General features: G+C 65.7%; 17 protein-coding genes. 10 read left to right on the top strand and 7 right to left on the bottom strand.

Annotation, left to right across the window (positions count from 1 at the left end; genetic code table 11):
- Positions 1-91: 91 nt before the first annotated feature.
- Genes KHO41_RS05875 through cobA form a run of 7 tightly spaced genes read left to right on the top strand, consistent with a single transcriptional unit; the run spans position 92 to position 7,124 of the window.
- Entirely contained in the window at positions 92-865 is a 774-nt protein-coding gene (locus KHO41_RS05875; protein WP_211952372.1) for a sulfite exporter TauE/SafE family protein, read from the top strand.
- A 29-nt stretch (positions 866-894) separates the two neighbouring features.
- Positions 895-2,577 (top strand): nitrite/sulfite reductase, encoded by a 1,683-nt coding sequence (locus tag KHO41_RS05870; protein ID WP_211952371.1) that lies wholly within the window; start codon positions 895-897, stop codon positions 2,575-2,577.
- A gap of 15 nt (positions 2,578-2,592) precedes the next feature.
- On the top strand, positions 2,593-3,168 hold the full coding sequence (locus KHO41_RS05865; RefSeq protein WP_211952370.1) for a DUF934 domain-containing protein: 576 nt from the start codon (positions 2,593-2,595) through the stop codon (positions 3,166-3,168).
- Positions 3,165-3,965 carry a phosphoadenylyl-sulfate reductase gene (locus tag KHO41_RS05860; RefSeq protein WP_211952369.1) on the top strand — a complete coding sequence of 267 codons (801 nt, stop codon included), beginning with the start codon at positions 3,165-3,167 and terminating at the stop codon, positions 3,963-3,965. Before KHO41_RS05865 ends, KHO41_RS05860 begins: the two co-directional genes overlap by 4 nt.
- Positions 3,966-3,982: 17 nt before the next feature.
- Complete coding sequence (gene cysD, locus KHO41_RS05855) at positions 3,983-4,948, top strand: sulfate adenylyltransferase subunit CysD (RefSeq protein WP_211952368.1); 966 nt, start codon at positions 3,983-3,985, stop codon at positions 4,946-4,948.
- 25 nt (positions 4,949-4,973) lie between these two features.
- The gene (locus KHO41_RS05850; protein WP_211952367.1) at positions 4,974-6,278 is read left to right on the top strand and encodes a sulfate adenylyltransferase subunit 1; all 1,305 of its coding nucleotides are present in this window, start codon (positions 4,974-4,976) and stop codon (positions 6,276-6,278) included.
- Between the two features lie 39 nt (positions 6,279-6,317).
- A complete protein-coding gene (cobA, locus tag KHO41_RS05845; RefSeq protein WP_211952366.1) occupies positions 6,318-7,124 on the top strand; it encodes a uroporphyrinogen-III C-methyltransferase in 807 nt (268 codons plus the stop codon).
- Between the two features lie 458 nt (positions 7,125-7,582).
- On the opposite strand, the gene KHO41_RS05840 is transcribed toward cobA, so the two are convergent.
- From KHO41_RS05840 to lptF, 7 genes are all read right to left on the bottom strand, one after another.
- Positions 7,583-8,047 (bottom strand): DoxX family protein, encoded by a 465-nt coding sequence (locus tag KHO41_RS05840; RefSeq protein WP_211952365.1) that lies wholly within the window; start codon positions 8,045-8,047, stop codon positions 7,583-7,585.
- Positions 8,044-8,841: an HvfC/BufC N-terminal domain-containing protein gene (locus KHO41_RS05835; RefSeq protein WP_211952364.1), complete on the bottom strand. Its 798-nt coding sequence runs from the start codon at positions 8,839-8,841 to the stop codon at positions 8,044-8,046. The genes KHO41_RS05840 and KHO41_RS05835 overlap by 4 nt, the downstream gene beginning before the upstream one ends.
- Positions 8,828-9,721, bottom strand: coding sequence for an MNIO family bufferin maturase (gene bufB / locus KHO41_RS05830; protein ID WP_211952363.1), 894 nt, complete (start codon positions 9,719-9,721; stop codon positions 8,828-8,830). The genes KHO41_RS05835 and bufB overlap by 14 nt, the downstream gene beginning before the upstream one ends.
- A 24-nt stretch (positions 9,722-9,745) precedes the next feature.
- Positions 9,746-10,009, bottom strand: coding sequence for a BufA1 family periplasmic bufferin-type metallophore (locus tag KHO41_RS05825; RefSeq protein WP_211952362.1), 264 nt, complete (start codon positions 10,007-10,009; stop codon positions 9,746-9,748).
- Positions 10,010-10,940: 931 nt separating this feature from the next.
- Positions 10,941-11,339 carry a sirohydrochlorin chelatase gene (locus KHO41_RS05820; protein ID WP_211952489.1) on the bottom strand — a complete coding sequence of 133 codons (399 nt, stop codon included), beginning with the start codon at positions 11,337-11,339 and terminating at the stop codon, positions 10,941-10,943.
- Positions 11,340-11,366: 27 nt separating this feature from the next.
- Positions 11,367-12,518 (bottom strand): LPS export ABC transporter permease LptG, encoded by a 1,152-nt coding sequence (lptG, locus tag KHO41_RS05815; protein WP_211952361.1) that lies wholly within the window; start codon positions 12,516-12,518, stop codon positions 11,367-11,369.
- Entirely contained in the window at positions 12,515-13,636 is a 1,122-nt protein-coding gene (gene lptF / locus KHO41_RS05810; protein ID WP_211952360.1) for an LPS export ABC transporter permease LptF, read from the bottom strand. The genes lptG and lptF overlap by 4 nt, the downstream gene beginning before the upstream one ends.
- Positions 13,637-13,801: 165 nt before the next feature.
- On the opposite strand from lptF, the gene KHO41_RS05805 reads away from it, so the two are divergent.
- The 3 genes from KHO41_RS05805 to KHO41_RS05795 are packed head-to-tail and all read left to right on the top strand — an operon-like array spanning position 13,802 to position 16,315.
- Positions 13,802-15,334 (top strand): leucyl aminopeptidase, encoded by a 1,533-nt coding sequence (locus KHO41_RS05805; protein ID WP_211952359.1) that lies wholly within the window; start codon positions 13,802-13,804, stop codon positions 15,332-15,334.
- Between the two features lie 22 nt (positions 15,335-15,356).
- Entirely contained in the window at positions 15,357-15,791 is a 435-nt protein-coding gene (locus KHO41_RS05800; RefSeq protein WP_211952358.1) for a DNA polymerase III subunit chi, read from the top strand.
- The gene (locus KHO41_RS05795; protein WP_211952357.1) at positions 15,788-16,315 is read left to right on the top strand and encodes a hypothetical protein; all 528 of its coding nucleotides are present in this window, start codon (positions 15,788-15,790) and stop codon (positions 16,313-16,315) included. The genes KHO41_RS05800 and KHO41_RS05795 overlap by 4 nt, the downstream gene beginning before the upstream one ends.
- Positions 16,316-16,319 lie beyond the last annotated feature (4 nt).

Here is a 16,319-nt window from a genome sequence, read left to right as displayed (position 1 = left end):
CTTTGTTAATGAACGGCCAGCCCGCATTGCGCCCGCAGTCACCGCCTGAAAGTGACGCCGGCAAGACGGACGGGCCCAGCCAAGCCTCCACATGTCCCTTGCCTATACCGTTTCCGGTCTGCTCGTAGGCGTCCTCGTCGGTCTGACCGGGGTGGGCGGGGGCTCGCTCATGACGCCGCTGCTGACGTTGCTGTTCGGATTCTCGCCGGCCACCGCCGTGGGTACCGACCTGGCCTTCGCGGCGATCACCAAGGGTTTCGGCACCATCGCGCACCGCGCCCACGGGCACGTGCAGTGGCAGGTCGTGCGCCGCCTGTGCATCGGCAGCCTGCCGGCCGCCGTGGCCGCCATCCTCGTCCTGAAGAACGCCGGCGAACTGAATGCCCAGTGGCTGCATGTGATTCGCGTGACGATCGGCGTGTCGGTGCTGCTGACCGTGCTGTCGCTGCTGTTCCGCAAGCAGATGCTGGCCTGGCTCGAGCGCAATCCGCGCTTCCAGCTGCACGGCCGTGCGCAAGTCATTGCGACCATTGTGGTCGGCGCCGTGATCGGCGTGCTGGTCACCGTGTCGTCGATCGGCGCCGGCGCGGTTGGCGCGACGCTGATCCTGCTGCTGTATCCCCAAATGAAGCCGGCCGAAGTGGCTGGCACCGATATCGCCTACGCCGTCCCGCTGACGGCGCTGGCCGGGCTGGGCCACGTGTGGCTCGGCACCGTCGACTGGAATCTGCTGCTGGCGCTGCTGGTGGGCTCGATTCCCGGCATCTGGCTGGGCGCGCAGCTCTCCCGCGCGCTGCCCGAGCGGCTCGTGCGTGCGGCCCTGGCCACCACGCTGACGCTGGTCGCCATCAAGCTCGTCTCCTGAATTCAACGAATACTGAACGGACCCACACCATGTATCAGTACGATCAATACGACCAGCGCATCGTCAACGAGCGCGTTGCCCAGTTCCGTGACCAGGTGCGCCGCCGCCTGTCGGATGAACTGACCGAGGAAGAATTCCTGCCGCTGCGCCTGCAGAACGGCCTGTACATGCAGCGCCATGCGTACATGCTGCGCGTGGCGATCCCGTACGGCCTGCTGGCTTCGAAGCAGCTGCGCAAGCTTGCCCATATCGCACGCGAGTACGACCGCGGCTACGGCCACTTCTCCACGCGCCAGAACATCCAGTACAACTGGATGGAACTCGAACGCGTGCCCGACGTGCTGGCCGAGCTGGCCAGCGTCGAGATGCACGGCATCCAGACCTCGGGCAACTGCGTGCGCAACATCACCACCGACCACTTCGCCGGCGTCGCGCCGGACGAGTCGGTGGACCCGCGCGTGCTGGCCGAGCTGCTGCGCCAGTGGAGCACGTTCCAGCCGGAATTCGCGTTCCTGCCGCGCAAGTTCAAGATCGCCATCTCGGCCTCGAAGGACGACCGCGCCGTAGTGCAGATGCATGACATCGGCATCTACGTGTACAAGAACGACGCCGGCGAGACGCGCATCCGCGTGCTGGCTGGCGGCGGCCTGGGCCGTACCCCGATCCTCGGCACGATCATCAAGGACGATCTGCCGTGGCAGCACATGCTGACCTACGTCGAGTCCGCCATCCGCGTGTACAACCGCTATGGCCGTCGCGACAACAAGTACAAGGCACGCATCAAGATCCTGGTGAAGGCCATCGGCGCCGAGAAGTTCGCGCAGGAAGTCGAAGAGGAATGGCAGTTCAGCAAGGACGGTCCCGGCACGCTGACGCAGGACGAGTTCGATCGCGTCGCGCAGTACTTCACGCCGCCGGCCTATGAAAAGCTGGCCGACACCGACGCCTCGTACGAGAAGCACCTGCTCGAAGACAAGGCGTTCGCGCGCTGGGTCAGCCGCAGCGTGCACGGCCACAAGGTGACGGGCTATGCCGCCGTGACGCTGTCGACCAAGCCGGGTCCGGTTTCGCCTCCGGGTGACGCCACCGCCGAGCAGATGGAAGCCGTGGCCGACCTGGCCGACCGCTTCGGCTTCGGCGAGCTGCGCGTTGCGCACGAGCAGAACCTGGTGCTGCCGGACGTGAAGAAGCACGACCTGTACGACCTGTGGCAACTCGCGAAGAAGGCCGGCCTGGCCACGGCCAACATCGGCCTGCTGACCGATATCATCGCCTGCCCGGGCGGCGACTTCTGCTCGCTGGCCAATGCCAAGTCGATCCCGATCGCACTGGCCATCCAGGAGCGCTTCGACAACCTGGACTTCGTCCATGACCTGGGCGAAGTGTCGCTGAACATCTCGGGCTGCATCAACGCCTGCGGCCACCACCATGTCGGCAACATCGGCATCCTCGGCGTCGACAAGGATGGTTCGGAGTGGTACCAGGTCACGCTCGGCGGCGCGCAGGGCAACAACACCGCGCTGGGCAAGGTCATCGGCCCGTCGTTCAGCGCAGAGGAAATGCCGGATGTGATCTCGCGCATCATCGAGACCTTCGTGGCCAACCGCATCGAAGACGAACGCTTCATCGAGACCGTGAGCCGGATCGGCATTGCCCCGTTCAAGGAGCGCGTGTATGCCGACAAGCAACCGCGCGAGCGCGCCGAAGCCTGAGGACCGGAGAAAGACATGGCAAAGATCATTCAACTGCAACATACTGCCGACGCCGTCACCCCGGTCATCGTCGAAGACAACTGGACCGTGCTGCGCGGTGCCGAAGGCCAGCCGCTGACGGACGAGCAGATCGCCGCCGCGGTGCAAAGCCAGGACGCCGTCCTGTTCCCGCTGACGGTGTGGAAGTCGCATGAAGGGCTGCTGGCCGGCCGCGCGCGCGAGCGCACCGGCGTGTGGCTTGCACCCGAAGACGAGCCGGGCGATGCCCAGGCGCTGTTCGACGGCGTGGCCGTGGTCGCGGTGGATTTCCCGGTGTTCCGCGATGGCCGCGGTTTTTCCACGGCATACCTGCTGCGCACCCGCTACCAGTGGAAGGGCCAGCTGCGCGCCATCGGCGACGTGCTGCGCGACCAGCTCAACTTCATGAAGCGCTGCGGCTTCGACACCTTCGCGGTGCGCGCCGACAAGAACATCGACGATGCCATCAAGGGCTTCACCGAGTTCACGGTGACCTACCAGGCTTCGGTCGATGAGCCGCTGCCGCTGTTCCGCCGTGCACGTGCCGAGGTTGGCGCAAGGGAATCGGCATGAGCGGCTTGAGCGACATCGCAGTGGTGGATGGCGGCGCGCCGGCTTCGGCGCTGCGTCCCACGCTGTGGACCATGCCCGAGTACACGGGCAGCCTGGCGGCTCTGGACGAGAAGGAGCGCGCGCTGTCGGCCCGGCTGGCCGGCATTTCCGCACGTTTCTTCCGTGCGCGTTTTGCCACCAGCCTCGCCGCCGAAGACATGGTGCTGACCGACGCGATCCTGCGCGGCACGCAGGCTGTGCGCGCGGGCATCCGCGTGTTCACGCTGAACACCGGTCGCCTGCATGCGGAAACGCTGGCCGTGCTGGACCAGGTGACTGACCACTACGGCTACACGATCGAGCAGTACACGCCGGATTCCGAGGCAGTGGAAAACTACCTCAAGAAGCATGGCCTGAACGCGTTCTACGACAGCGTCGACCTGCGCAAGGATTGCTGCGGCATCCGCAAGGTCGAGCCGCTCAACCGCGCGCTCTCGCACGCTGACGCCTGGATGACCGGCCAGCGCCGCGAACAGGCGGTGACGCGCGCCGAGCTGCCGTTCGAGGAAATGGACGACGCCCGCGGCATTCCCAAGTTCAATCCGCTCGCGGACTGGACCGAGGCCGAGGTGTGGGCATACCTGAAGCGCCACAACGTGCCGGTGAACGCGCTGCACGCCAAGGGCTACCCCAGCATTGGCTGCGAACCCTGTACGCGTGCGGTGCGCGCGGGCGAGGACGTGCGCGCCGGGCGCTGGTGGTGGGAGAGCAAGGACTCGAAAGAGTGCGGGCTCCACGAACAGAACATCAAGCATTGAGATTGGGGCCGAACGACATGGGCATCATGAACGACATCGCAAGTGCCACCAGCAGCGTGGCGCACCTGCTGCAGGTACAGAACGATCACCTCGACCGCCTGGAGGCCGAGTCGATCTACATCATCCGCGAGGTGGTGGCCGAGTGCCGAAACCCGGCGCTGCTGTTTTCGGGCGGCAAGGATTCGATCGTCATGCTGCACCTGGCATTGAAGGCGTTCCGGCTGGGCGACCGCAAGACCGAGCTGCCGTTCCCGCTGGTGCACATCGATACCGGCCACAACTACCCGGAAGTGATCGCATTCCGCGACCAGCGCGTGGGCGAACTTGGCGCGCGCCTGGTGGTGGGCCATGTGGAAGATTCCATCAAGCGTGGCACCGTGCGCCTGCGCAAGGAAACCGATTCGCGCAACGCCGCGCAGGCCGTGACGCTGCTCGAAACCATCGAAGCGCACCAGTTCGACGCGCTGATGGGCGGTGCCCGCCGTGACGAAGAAAAGGCCCGTGCCAAGGAACGCATCTTCTCGTTCCGCGACGAATTCGGCCAGTGGGACCCGAAGGCCCAGCGCCCCGAGCTGTGGAGCCTGTACAACGCCCGCATGGCGCAGGGCGAGCAGATGCGCGTGTTCCCGATCTCGAACTGGACCGAGCTCGACGTGTGGCAGTACATCGCCCGCGAAAAGCTGGCCCTGCCGCCGATCTACTACGCGCACCAGCGCGAAGTGGTGCGCAAGAACGGCCTGCTGGTGCCCGTGACGCCGATCACGCCGAAGCAGGATGGCGACGTCAGCGAAACGCTGTCGGTCCGCTTCCGTACCGTCGGCGACATCAGCTGCACCTGCCCGGTGGCTAGCGAGGCGGATTCGCCTGAAGCGATCATCGCCGAAACCGCGGTGACCGAAATCACCGAGCGCGGCGCCACGCGCATGGACGACCAGACCAGCGAGGCGTCGATGGAACGCCGCAAGAAGGAAGGCTATTTCTAAGCCGACGCAGCCAAGGATTCAGAACATGACTCACCAATCTACCCACCAGGGCCTGCTGCGTTTCATCACCGCGGGTTCCGTCGACGACGGCAAGAGCACGCTGATCGGCCGCCTGCTGTTCGACAGCAAGGCCGTGCTCTCGGACCAGCTGACCGCGCTGGCCAACGCCAAGAACAAACGCACCGCCGGCGAGCAGATCGACTTCTCGCTGCTGACCGACGGCCTGGAAGCCGAGCGCGAGCAGGGCATCACGATCGACGTGGCGTACCGCTACTTCTCCACGGCGCGCCGCAAGTTCATCATCGCCGATACGCCGGGCCACGAGCAGTACACGCGCAACATGGTCACGGGCGCCTCGACCGCGCATGCGGCCATCGTGCTGGTGGACGCCACGCGCGTGACCGTCACCGACGGTCGCGCCGAGCTGCTGGCCCAGACCAAGCGCCATTCGGCCATCCTGAAGCTGTTGGAACTGCAGCACGTGATCGTAGCCGTCAACAAGATGGACCTCGTCGAGTACAGCGAGCAGCGTTTCAACGAGATCCGCACCGCTTACTCGGAGCTGGCTGAACAGCTTGGCCTGAAGGACGTGCGCTACGTGCCGGTGTCGGCGCTGCGCGGTGACAACATCGTGCACGCCAGCGACGCCATGCCGTGGTACCAGGGCGAGTCGCTGCTGCCGCTGCTCGAAGAGCTGCCGGTGGAAGAAGCCGCTCCGGAGGGCGATGCCGCACTGCGTTTCCCGGTGCAGCTGGTGATCCGCCAGGACGGTTCGCAGTCGGACGACTTTCGCGGCTACGCCGGCCGTGTCGAAGCGGGCACCGTGCGCGTCGGCCAGAAGCTGCGCGTGCTGCCGGCCAACCGCGAAGCGGTGGTGGCCGAAGTGCTGACGCCGAATGGCTCGGCCGATTCCGCCAGCGCTGGCGACACCGTGACGGTGCGCCTGTCCGAGGACGTCGATGTGTCACGTGGTGACATGTTCGTCGCTGCCGATGCGACCGCCGCTTCCGCGAAGAAGCTGCAGGCTGACCTGTGCTGGTTCGACGATGAATCGCTGAACCCGTCGCGCAAATACGTGCTCAAGCACACCACGGCCAGCGTGTTCGCGCGCGTGTCGTCGGTGGACCGCGTGCTCGACGTGCATACGCTGTCGCACGAGACCGGCCGCCACGACATCCGCCTGAACGACATCGGCTCAGTGCAGATCTCGCTGCAGAAGCCGATCGTGTGCGATGCCTATGGCGACAACCCGGCGACCGGCGCGTTCGTGCTGATCGACGAGGCAACCAACCACACGGTGGCCGCGGGCATGATCCGTGCATACTCCTGAGCATCAGGACACACGGTCACGCTAGGCAAGGGGCAGAGGATGGACAAGGCAGGCAAATCGAACGGCAAGGTCTACCTGATCGGGGCAGGCCCCGGCGCGGCGGACCTCATTACGGTGCGCGGTGCACGGTTGTTGGGCGAAGCCCAGGTCGTGCTGCATGACGCACTGGTGTCGCCGGAGATGCTTGCCTGGTGTCCGCAGGCCAGGCTGGTGGAAGTGGGCAAGCGCTGCGGCAAGCGTTCGACCGCGCAACTGTTCATCAACCGCCAGATCATCGACATGGCGACGAAGTACGAGCGCGTGGTGCGCCTCAAGGGCGGCGATCCGATGCTGTTCGGCCGCGCCGATGAAGAGCTGCAGGCGCTGGAAGCGGCTGGCATCGCGTACGAGGTGGTGCCCGGCATTACCGCAGCACTCGCGGCCGCATCGGCCATTGCCAAGCCGCTGACCAAGCGCGGCGTGTCGCGCAGCGTGGCCTTCGCCACGCAGGCCAAGGCGGCGGATGGCACGGAAGTGCCGGCTTCGGCTGCGGACATCGAAGCCGATGTGCGCGCCGATACGCTCGTGTACTACATGGGCCGAGACCAGGCTGCGGCCATCGCCGCACAGCTGATCGCCCACGGCAAGGCGCCGTCGACGCCGGCATGGGTGGTCGAGGCGGTCAGCACGCCGCACCAGCGCAGCCATGCCTTTACGCTGCAGCAGATGGCGGCGGGCGAGGCAGCCGGCTGGATCGATCCGTCCCATCCGAGTTTGCTGATGATCGGCGCGGCGCTGGCGGCGCGGGCGACCGAGCCGGTCATCGATACGGCACCGGTCGGCGTTGAGGCAAGGGCGGCGGCCTGAAGCAACGCCATGCGGAACAGCGAAAGCCGGGCACATGCCCGGCTTTTTGCTACTGACAAAGTCCAAAAGCTGCGAGTGTTGTCTCCCCTCTCCCATTTATGGGAGAGGGGCGGGGGAGAGGGCAGGACCTTCCACGAAGTCAGGCGCCATGGTGCTTGCCATGCGCCTGCCCTCTCCCCCAACCCCTCTCCCGCAGGCGGGAGAGGGGAGCGAACAATCTGGTACACCAGCTTTGTCAGCAATCTGAGCCGGGCACATGCCCGGCTTTTTGCTACTGACAAAGTCCAAAAGCTGCGAGTGTTGTCTCCCCTCTCCCATTTATGGGAGAGGGGCGGGGGAGAGGGCAGGAGCTTCCACGAAGTCAAGCGCCATGGTGCTTGCCATGCGCCTGCCCTCTCCCCCAACCCCTCTCCCGCAGGCGGGAGAGGGGAGCAACCAGTCGGCATTTCATCTGGCGCTCAGCGCCGCTGGCGCAGCGCATCGACACTGAAGCGCCCGCCGCCAGCCATCATCGGCACCAGCAGCAGCATGCCCCAGTACAGGTGGCTCTGGATCGCGGCCGGGCATTCGAAGGCCCATAGCTGCGGGTAAGAGAGCACCGCCATGGCATTCACCGCAAACAGCCCCAGCGCTGCTGGCCGCGAAAACAGACCCGCGAACAGCAGCAGCGGAAACGCGAGTTCCCCGAAGGTGCCAGCCATTGCCGCCAGTTCCGGCGGCAACACGGGGACGTGGTATTCGTCGCGGAACAGGGCCAGCGTCGTGCCCCAGTCCTGCAGCTTGAGCCAGCCGGAGGCCAGGAACTGCCAGCCGACATAGACGCGGATCAGCAGCAGGACTGCTGACAATCCCCAATCGCCGAAGAATCCGGCAGTGCGTTGCAGCGGCGCCGACACGGGCTGGGCAGGGCTGATGGCTTTCATGATCGGATATCTCCTTCGGTGGGATGAGAATTTGCCGGGCGCAGGAGGCCTGCGTCCAGCCATGCCGCAAGCGTGGTGGCGGCATCGAACGACGGATCCGCGCTGGCCGCTTGCCAGAGCAGGTCGCCAAGGGTTGCCGGGTGCGTGCGCAGCCGGCCAAGGATGTCGACTTGCGTGGGCGGCATGGCGATGACGCTCACGCGCCAGCGCGGACGGACCACCATGCCGTGGCGCGGCGTGTCCGGACGCTGCGGCAGCGGCGGGCCTCCGTGCTGGTGCGCCTGCCAGATCGGGATGGCTGCCCAGGCCGACGAGAACGGCTGGGCGCATCGGCACAGCGTCACGGCAATCGCGGCGACGTCGGCGGGCGCCATCGATTGCAGCATGGCGGCATCGAGCGCGACATCGTCGGCGGCGTAGTAGGCGACGTGGCACAGCCATTCGAGCCGTGCAACGTCGGGCAGGTAGGAGTAGGACGCCACCGGGCCGAACGTGGCCAGGAACGCCGGGAAGGACTCGCCATAGCGGTGCAGGTCCGGATCGCGCGACGGATGCGCGTGCCGGTAGGCATGGCTGAGTCCTTCGAAGAATGTATCGCCCATCAGGGCGAGGACTACCGGGTAGGCCGCGCGCAATACCTTGAGCGCCGTCTCGCGCTGGTTGCCGCGGTAGTAGCCGATGCGGTCGCGTGCCAGCGCTGTATCGCCTGCGAAAATCGACAGGCCTGCTGCAGTCGGCTCGGCGTCATTGATCGCGTCGGCGAATGCCTGCTGGAGTGAGTCAGGCGCACGCATGGTCATGCTCCGCGAGCGCCGCTGCGGCGTGAGACAACGCGCGCTGCCGCTCGTCGAGCAGCACGTCAAGCGGGGGAATATCCGTGTCCCATTCGATCAGCGTGGGCACGTGAGTCATGCCATCGCCCGCAATGCGTTGCACGGCGTATGCATAGAGCGACCACACCTCCGGAGCGACGCGCGCGCCGTGATGGTCGATCAGCACGCTGCCATCGGCCAGATGGCCTGCAAGGTGAAACTCGCCAACGGTTCCCGCCGGCAGTTGCGCCAGGGTGTCGATGGCAGCGTGTGCGTCCTCGCCGTGGTTGAACTGGTTCACGTAGAGGTTGTTGATGTCGAGCAGGATGCCGCAACCGGTGCGCCGTGCGAGCGCGGCGAGGAACTGGGCCTCGCTCATCTGATCATCACGAAAGCGCAGGAACGTCGACACGTTCTCGACCAGGATGCGTCGCAGCAGGACCGATTGCATCCGGTCCACGCGTTCGCATACCAGTGCGAGCGCTGCCTCGGTCAGCGGCAACGGCAGCAGGTCGTTGAACTGGTGGCTGCCGATGCGGTTCCAGCACAGGTGTTCGGATACCAGCGCCGGTTCGATGCGCGCTACCAGGTCCGCGATGCGGGCAAGGTGGGGCGCGAACGCGTCGCCGCTGGCGGAGCCCAGGCCCAACCCCACGCCGTGCAGGCTGACCGGATAATCGGTGCGCAATGCGGTCAGGACCTGCAGGTCCCTGCCGCCCGCGCCGAGGTAGTTTTCCGTATGCGCTTCCAGCCAGCCAAGCGCGGGACGCTGCGCGAGCAACTCGGCATAGTGCACGGCGCGCAAGCCGATGCCGATGCCAAGGTCGCCGCCGCGGTCCCGGTCAACGAGGGATGTGGGCATGATGGACTCCGCCGCGGACCGTACTTACATCGCCTTGAGCGTGCCCCCCATCTTTTCGCAGCTTCCCTTGGCCACGTACTTCCAGCTCTTGGGGTCGTTGTCCTTCTTGGACTGACCCGCACAGGAGTGGCTCCCGGCTGCGCTGGCGCAGTCATTCTGGCCGGCCTTGGCGACGCCAAAGCACTTTTCCTTGTCCATGTTCTTGTCCATGGCGTCGGCGGCATGGCCGATGCCGGAGGCGAACAGTCCGGCCAGTGCGACGGCGACGAGTGCGGTTTGCTTGTTCATGGTTCTCTCCTGGTACGGGTTGGATGGCCGCATGCATGGTCCACGGTGGTCCGGCGCGGCGAACCGTCAGTGACGGTCTGCACGGTAGTCGGGGTGGGGTGGGGGTTCCTTACAAGGGGGAAGGAAGATTTTTTGGTTCGTGGCGGAATTGCGGGGATCGCGCTTGGCGGGCGCCGCTGTTTCGCCGGCGTAGCCGGCGAGTCACTTTTGCCCGAGCGGCAAAAGTAACCAAAAACGCGTTTACGTGGTCAATCCAAGGCTCAATGCCATTGGGGCATCAGAGGTCCGCTGGACTGCCTGCCGCGTAGATGATTAGGATGGGACGGCGCGTACGAGCGAACCCGGATTACGGAGTGGTCCCTGCTAACAACGCCCTCACGGGGACGCCTACGGCTGCGCTACGCGCGGGTCGGAGTAAGACCGCTGAGGTCTAGTCCTAACCGCGCCTCGGTGACGATGCCTTGGGCGCATTGCATGCGCGTAGAGACAGGAAATCAGGAACTGGAACTGGAACTGGAACTGGAACTCGGGCACCAGCGACGTTGATGAGATCGCACCCAGACGACGGCGTGCGCGCAGCGCAGCCGAAGGCGTCCCACCACTGACCTGGTTGAAACGCTGTACCCGAGTCCGTCTTGGGGATCGTCCAAAAGCCGTGCCGCGTCAGGCACAGGTTCTGACTCACATGGCGTAGCAGGTTGGAACGGCTGACCACCATCGCAGGCGTCCAAAGCCGTTTGAACCACTGTCGCCGTGGAATTGATGGCCAGCGGCAACGACGCGCTTTTTGGTTACTTTTTGTCGCTCGGACAAAAAGTGACTCGCCGGCTACGCCGGCGAAACAGCGGCGTCAGCCAAGGACGACACCCCACCCCAACCACAAAACCCCCGCCGGCTACGCCAGCAAAACAGCGGCACCCGCCAAACACGATCACTCGCTCAACACCAATCCCACACAATACGCCGCAATCGCATCCAGGACACTATCAACCTCCCCCACAGCCGTCGCACAGCGTATCGACAGCGCCGGATACTGCTGCCGGCACGTATCAATAAGCGCCGGCAGATCACGCCTCAAATGCCCGCCCTGTCCAAAAAACACCGGCACCACAGTGACCTCGCCGACGTCGGCAGCGGCCAGCTCAGCCAGCGCCTCGGGCAACTGCGGCGACATCAGTTCCAGGAATGCGAGCCGCACAGGCGTGCCCGGCAGCGCCGCAGTGAGCTTCTGCACCAGCCGGTCGAACGGCTCTCGCCAGCGCACGTCGCGCGCGCCATGCGCAAACAGGACCAGTGCCTGGCGAATGGGCGTGACGTCGGTTGGCGGCATGGTGGTGTTCCTGAGCTTCAGTGGCAATCAGTGGCGATCGACCCAGCGCAGCGCCGTCAGCGCCAGCAGCAGGTACAGCGTGCCGGGGACCAGCGCCGACACGATCGGCGGCCACGTATGCAACAGCCCTACGTGCGAGAACAGCGTATTCGACAGGTGGAACGACAGCCCCAGCATGATGCCGCCGAATACCTTGACGCCCACCGCTCCGGCACGCGCGTGCAGGTAGGCGAAGGGCAGGGCCAGCGCCATCATGACGAACAGCGTCAGCGGATAGACCACCTTCTTCCAGAACGCGATCTCGTAGCGCTGCGTGTCCTGCTTGTTGTCGCGCAGGTGACGGATGTAGCGGAACAGGTCCAGCGTCGACATGCGTTCGGGCGTGACCAGCAGCACGGACAGGATCTGAGGGGTCAGTTCGGAATGCATCGTGACGCTCGGGAACCGCACCTGTTCGGCGCGGAATTCCGGTGCCAGGCCGTCGCGCGAGGTGCCCGGCTGACGGAGTTCCGAGAAACGGGTCTCGTTGACGTCGCTCAGCAGCCACGACTGCGCACCCTGGTAGCGGCCTTCCTTCACCACTCGGATGACGCGCAGACGGTACTGGGCATCGAATTCATAGACGGTGATGCCGGTGATGGTCTGGTCCGGACGCAGTCCGGCCACATTGACGAAGCGGGTAATCTCTCCGCCGCCAGCCGGGTCCTTGTCGCGGTCCTTGACCCAGACGCCGGAGCGGAAGCCCGACGAGACCGTCGCACCGATCGCCTCCAGCTTGATCTTCTGCGCGAACTGCTCCGCCCGCGGGCCGATGAACTCGCCGAAGATGAAGGTGATGAGCGCCAGCGGCACGGCGAGCTTGAACAGCGAGAACAGCGCCTGGCGCGTATTGAGCCCCGCCACCCGGAAGATGGTGAACTCCGACTGGCTGGCCAGCTGCGAGAACACGTAGATCGCGCTGATCAGCACGGCGATCGGCAGGACTTCGTAGATGCGCGTGGGCGCCTGCAGCAGGACGTGCAGGAAGGCGATCAGCGAGGTGTATTTGCCGTTGACGTTTTCGAGCTCGCTGAGCAGGTCGAAGAAGACGAACAGCGACAGCACCGCAAACAGGATGAAGACGAACACCCCGTAGACCTGGCGCGCAAAGTAGCGCTCATAGACACGCAGCAGCCTCATGCCGTGCCTCCCTTGGCAGTTGCCGGGCGGCGGCCGAACACGGCGCGCCAGCCACCGAGGCTGCGGTTCTGCCGGTAGCGGAACATCAGCAGCGCGGCCAGGAACGCCACCGCGTGGATCGGCCACCAGGCCAGCCAGAACGGGATCGAGCCGGAGCGCACCCAGGACTGGGCCAGGTTGATCAGGTTGCTGTAGGTCAGGTAGATCAGCACCGCGAAGACCAGCGGCGTGTAGCGGCCGAGCCGCGGGTTCACATAGGCCAGCGGGATGGCGATCATCACGAAATTGAAGGCAAGGATCGGCAGCGAGATGCGCCAGAGCAGTTCGCCCAGGTTCTCGAGCGTGGGGTTGCGCAACAGCTCGATGGTGTCCCGGCTCTTGGGCGGCTGCGAATTCGCGCTCTCAGGTGGCTTGTTGTCCACCTTGACCGCATAGCGCTCGAATTCGACGATGCGGTAGTCGATCTGGCCCGGCGTGCCGGCATAGCGGCGGCCGTTCTCCATGACCACCATGCGGTCGCCGTTGGGCATGGTTTCGAACGTGCCCTGGTGAGCCAGTGCGACCCCGATCTTGTTGGCCTCGGCATTGGCGACGAAGACATTGCGCGCGTACTTCATGTTGCCGTCAATGCCTTCGATGAACAGCACGTAGTTGCCGTTGGACGGTTCGATGAAGCGCCCCGCGGCAATCATCGACAGCACGCCGCGCTGCTCGAAGCGGTCGCGGAACAGCGCGCTCTGCTGGTTGGCCCACGGCCATGCGAACACGCCCAGCAGCAGCGACAGCAAGATGAACGGCGCCGCGAACTGCAGCACGGGCTTGACCAGGTCGCGCAGCGAGATGCCGGCCGAGAACCAGACCACCATCTCGGAATCCTTGTACCAGCGCGTCAGCACGATCAGCGTCGAGATGAACAGCGTGGCCGAGAGCAGGATGGACAGGTAGCCGATCGTGGCCAGGCCGATCAGGATCAGCACGTCGTTGGGACTGGCCTTGCCATTGGCTGCCAGGCCCAGGATACGGATCACAAGCGACGTGAGCATGAAGGTCAGCATCACCAGGAACACCGCGCCGGCGGTGTAGGCGAGCTCGCGTCGCAGGGCTTGTTGAAAGATCATGCGGTGTCGGTTCCGGTCTGCCGGCCGGCGCGGGCGATGTGCCGTGCGCGAAGTGCCTCGCAGGACAGCGGGCTGCAGGCGGGGCGGATCAGCAGCGGCAGGTCGCGGATAAAAATCGCGGATAATGGAGGCTTTCGTGTCTACGAGCCCCTGGAAGGAAGCGCGATGGAATTTAGCACAAAAGCCCTGGATTGGAGTAAAGCCGGCCAAAATGGTTTCCTGGCGACCAAGACCGACTGCCTCGTGGTCGGCGTGTTCGAAGGACAGAATCTGGCGGGTGTGGCCAAGGCCCTCGATGTGGCAACCAAGGGCTTGGTCGCACGGTTGCTGAAGCAGGGCGACTTCGAAGGCAAGCGCGGCACGCAGCTGACGCTGCACGAAGTGGCCGGCGTGGGCGCTGCCCGCGTCCTGCTGGTGGGCTTGGGCAAGGAGGCGGATTTCGGCGACAAGGCCTTTGCCGAAGCCGTACGCACGGCCGTGCGTGCCTTGTCGGCCACGCGCGCCTCGTCGGCGCTGTGGTGCCTGTCGCAGCAGCCGCCGCAGCAGCGCGACATCGGCTGGGCCGTCATCACCACCATCACGCTGGTGCGCGACGCGGGCTATCGCCTGCTGGAGCGCCACCCGGGCCTGAAGCGCGCCAACGGCAAGGCCGGCGCCGCCGACAAGCCGACGCTGCGCAAGGTCGTGCTGGCCGTGGATGGCAACGACGCCAAGGCCGCGACCCAGGCCGTGGTGCGCGGCACCGCCATTGCCAACGGCATGGAACTGACCCGCGACCTCGGCAACCTGCCGTCCAATATCTGCACCCCGACCTACCTGGCCAACACGGCACGCACGATTGCCAAGCGCCACAAGCTCAAGGTGGAAGTGCTCGGCCGCAAGCAGATCGAAGCGCTGAACATGGGCTCGTTCATGGCCGTGACCAAGGGCAGCGTCGAGCCGCCGCAGTTCATTGTGCTGCGCTATGACGGCGCGGGCGCCAAGCAGGCGCCGGTGGTGCTGGTGGGCAAGGGCATTACCTTCGATACCGGCGGCATTTCGCTCAAGCCGGGCGAGGGCATGGACGAGATGAAGTACGACATGTGCGGTGCCGCGTCGGTGCTCGGCACGCTGCAGGCCGTGGCCGAGATGGGCCTGAAGCTCAATGTGATCGCCGTGGTGCCGACTTGCGAGAACATGCCCAGCGGCGTCGCCACCAAGCCGGGCGACGTGGTGACCAGCATGTCGGGCCAGACCGTCGAGATCCTGAACACGGACGCCGAAGGCCGCCTGATCCTGTGCGATGCGCTGACCTATGTCGAGCGCTTCAAGCCGGCCGCGGTGGTCGACGTCGCGACGCTGACGGGCGCCTGCATCATCGCGCTCGGCCATATCAACACCGGCCTGTACGCGCGCAGCGACGCGCTGGCCGACCAACTGCTGCAGGCCGGCCGCAAGTCCATGGACACCGCCTGGCGCATGCCGCTGGACGACGAATACCAGGACCAGCTCAAGTCCAACTTCGCCGATATGGCCAATATCGGCGGCCGCCCGGCAGGCAGCGTGACGGCGGCCTGCTTCCTGGCGCGTTTCACCGAGAAGTACGACTGGGCCCACCTGGACATCGCCGGCACGGCCTGGAAGAGCGGTGCGGCCAAGGGCGCCACCGGCCGTCCGGTGCCGCTGCTCACGCAGTTCCTGATGGACCGCGCGGCCTGACGGGCGCAGGGGGCAGGCAGTCATGACGCGCATCGATTTCCACAGCAACGTGCCGGACAAGCTCGGCTATATCTGCCGGCTGGTCCGCAAGGCCTACGGCGCCGGCCAGAAGGTGGTCGTGCACGGCCAGCCGGCCCAACTGGCGGAACTCGACGCGCGCCTGTGGACCTTCTCGCCGCTGGACTTCCTGCCGCACTGCGGCGTGGACCACCCCAACGCGGAGGTCACGCCGATCGTGCTGGCCGCCAGCCTCGACCAGGCGCCGCACCACCAGCTGCTGATCAACCTCGATGCCAAGGCGCCCGCGCAGTTTGCGAGCTTCGAGCGCCTGATCGAGGTGGTCGGCGCCGGCCCCGAGGATCGCGAGGCCGGGCGCGAGCGCTATCGCTTCTACCGTGAGCGCGGCTATCCGCTGACGCACCACGACCTCAGCCAGCCACGCGGAGAATCCGAATGACCAAACACACGACCTCGCGGGTGATTCCGCGGCTGGGGCCAAACGACAGCATTCCGCTGCTGACCGAGGTGGTGGACTTTCCGGATGGCTCGCAGGATGCCACGGCGGTGCCTTCGGATACGGGCGTCATCGACACCGCTGGCATGACGGCATCAGGCGTGATCACGCATGTCGGTGATACCGGCGAGCCGGATGTGCTGGACATACCGGTGCTCACTGACGAGATCGATGACGACGATGCTGCGTTGCCGCTGAGCGAGGCTGCGGGCCGCTACCTGTCCGATGCGCCCGGCGAAGAGGACCTCCGCGCGGTGCGTACCGAATTGCTGACGCGGGTCATGATGCGGTTCCGGACCGAGTGGCCCCAGGTCGTCGAGGCGCACACGGAGGCCACGCTGCAGGCGAGGCTGGCGCCGCTGACCGCGCAGCTCGCAGCCGAGCTGACGCAGGCGCTGGAGGCCCGGCTGGTCGAGTGGCTGGATGCCACGCTCGAAGAGATCGAGCGGGATCCGGGCGGCATGTGAATGG

Source organism: Cupriavidus numazuensis, from assembly GCF_905397435.1.
GTDB lineage: Bacteria > Pseudomonadota > Gammaproteobacteria > Burkholderiales > Burkholderiaceae > Cupriavidus > Cupriavidus numazuensis.
The sequence above is the reverse complement of the archived record's forward strand: the minus strand, read 5'-3'. Positions and strand labels throughout refer to the sequence as shown.